This is a genomic window from Ruegeria sp. BJ6, assembly GCF_056537885.1.
Window position 1 is genome coordinate 2,501 of record NZ_JBQFSG010000022.1, and the last position, 3,029, is coordinate 5,529.

Annotated in this window: 1 rRNA gene; it reads left to right on the forward strand. The window is 53.0% G+C overall.

What is annotated here, in order from left to right:
• Positions 1–136: 136 nt before the first annotated feature.
• Positions 137–2,968 (forward strand): 23S ribosomal RNA (locus ACR0D6_RS22460).
• Positions 2,969–3,029: the final 61 nt, after the last annotated feature.

Below are 3,029 nucleotides of genomic sequence, written 5' to 3' on the forward strand. Positions count from 1 at the left end.
GGCGGGAAAGTATGCTTTTGGTTCAGAAGAAAGATCGCCTTTAGTTACCAGCTGGGCGATCGCGATTGACCTGACTGCGCTCAGGTAGCCGAATAGGCGGTAGCGCACTAAGTTGTGTCTTTCTCTTTCTGGATCAAATCAAGCGCGAGAAGGGCGTTTGGTGAATGCCTTGGCAGCAAGAGGCGATGAAAGACGTGATACTCTGCGATAAGCCATGGGGAGCTGAGAATAAGCTTTGATCCATGGATTTCTGAATGGGGGAACCCACCTGAAAGCTTCATATTGTTATCCTTGATAATCAATATGTTGCTTAAACAGGTACTTAAGACCTGAATACATAGGGTTTTAAGAGCAAACCCGGGGAACTGAAACATCTAAGTACCCGGAGGAAAGGAAATCAATTGATACTCCCCTAGTAGCGGCGAGCGAACGGGGACCAGCCGAGCCAGATAAGTGACTAGAACACGTTGGGAAGCGTGGCCATAGCGGGTGACAGCCCCGTATAGGAAGCTTTGATGGACGTATTAAGTAGGGCGGAACACGTGAAATTCTGTCTGAAGATCGGAGGACCACCTTCGAAGGCTAAGTACTCCTTGCTGACCGATAGCGAACCAGTACCGTGAGGGAAAGGTGAAAAGCACCCCGACGAGGGGAGTGAAACAGTACCTGAAACCGAACGCCTACAATCAGTCGGAGGATCCTCGAGATCTGACGGCGTACCTTTTGTATAATGGGTCATCGACTTGGTCTCACGAGCAAGCTTAAGCCGTTAGGTGTAGGCGTAGCGAAAGCGAGTCTTAATAGGGCGCATGAGTTCGTGGGATCAGACCCGAAACCGAGTGATCTAGGCATGGCCAGGTTGAAGGTAAGGTAACACTTACTGGAGGACCGAACCCACATCCGTTGAAAAGGATCGGGATGAGCTGTGCCTAGGGGTGAAAGGCCAATCAAACTCGGAGATAGCTGGTTCTCTGCGAAATCTATTTAGGTAGAGCGTCATCCGAATACCCCGGGGGGTAGAGCACTGGATGGGTAATGGGGCCCCACAGGCTTACTGATCCTAACCAAACTCCGAATACCCGGGAGTACTAGATGGCAGACACACTGCGGATGCTAACGTCCGTAGTGGAGAGGGAAACAACCCTGACCTACGACTAAGGCCCCCAATTCATGGCTAAGTGGGAAAGCAGGTGGGACGACCAAAACAACCAGGAGGTTGGCTTAGAAGCAGCCATCCTTTAAAGATAGCGTAACAGCTCACTGGTCTAAATAAGTTGTCCTGCGGCGAAGATGTAACGGGGCTCAAGCCATGAGCCGAAGTCTAGGGATGCGTAAGCATCGGTAGCAGAGCGTAGTGTGACATAGTTCCTATCCTCTTTAGCGATCTTCGGATCGCCTTGGAGGATATTTGGAGCTTTCGATGAAGCCGGGGCGTGAGCCATCCGGTGGAGAGATCACTAGTGAGAATGATGACATGAGTAGCGACAAAGAGTGTGAGAGACACTCTCGCCGAAAGTCCAAGGGTTCCTGCTTAAAGCTAATCTGAGCAGGGTAAGCCGGCCCCTAAGCCGAGGCCGAAAGGCGTAGGCGATGGGAATCAGGTTAATATTCCTGAGCCAGGAGGATGTGACGGATTGCAGGTGTAGTTCAACCTTATCGGATTGGTTGGGCTGCTGAGCAGTTCCTGGAAATAGCCCTCCATCAGACCGTACCCTAAACCGACACAGGTGGACTGGTAGAGCATACCAAGGCGCTTGAGAGAACGATGTTGAAGGAACTCGGCAAAATACCTCCGTAAGTTCGCGAGAAGGAGGCCCGGTTCCTAGGCAACTAGGGGCTGGGGGCACAAACCAGGGGGTGGCGACTGTTTATTAAAAACACAGGGCTCTGCGAAGTCGCAAGACGACGTATAGGGTCTGACGCCTGCCCGGTGCCTGAAGGTTAAAAGGAGAGGTGAGAGCCTTGAATTGAAGCCCAGGTAAACGGCGGCCGTAACTATAACGGTCCTAAGGTAGCGAAATTCCTTGTCGGGTAAGTTCCGACCTGCACGAATGGCGTAACGACTTCCCCGCTGTCTCCAACATCGACTCAGCGAAATTGAATTGCCTGTCAAGATGCAGGCTTCCCGCGGTTAGACGGAAAGACCCCGTGCACCTTTACTACAGCTTCGCACTGGCATCAGGATTGTGATGTGCAGGATAGGTGGTAGGCTTTGAAGCAGGAACGCAAGTACCTGTGGAGCCTCCCTTGAGATACCACCCTTCGCACTCTTGATGTCTAACCGCGGTCCGTTATCCGGATCCGGGACCCTGCGTGGCGGGTAGTTTGACTGGGGCGGTCGCCTCCTAAAGCGTAACGGAGGCGCGCGAAGGTTGGCTCAGAGCGGTCGGAAATCGCTCGTTGAGTGCAATGGCAGAAGCCAGCCTGACTGCGAGACTGACAAGTCGAGCAGAGTCGAAAGACGGCCATAGTGATCCGGTGGTCCCGAGTGGAAGGGCCATCGCTCAACGGATAAAAGGTACGCCGGGGATAACAGGCTGATACTGCCCAAGAGTCCATATCGACGGCAGTGTTTGGCACCTCGATGTCGGCTCATCTCATCCTGGGGCTGGAGCAGGTCCCAAGGGTACGGCTGTTCGCCGTTTAAAGAGGTACGTGAGCTGGGTTTAGAACGTCGTGAGACAGTTCGGTCCCTATCTGCCGTGGGTGTAGGAGACTTGAGAGGAGTTGCCCCTAGTACGAGAGGACCGGGGTGAACGATCCACTGGTGGACCAGTTGTCGTGCCAACGGCAGTGCTGGGTAGCTATGATCGGACAGGATAACCGCTGAAGGCATCTAAGCGGGAAGCCCCCCTCAAAACAAGGTCTCCCTGAGGGCCGTGGAAGACCACCACGTCAATAGGCCGGAGATGTAAGCGCAGTAATGCGTTCAGTTGACCGGTACTAATCGCCCGATAGGCTTGATTTGATCCAGTAATGGAAAGACAAAATCAAAAGCATACACTGACCTTGAGTTGGACAACGTTGAT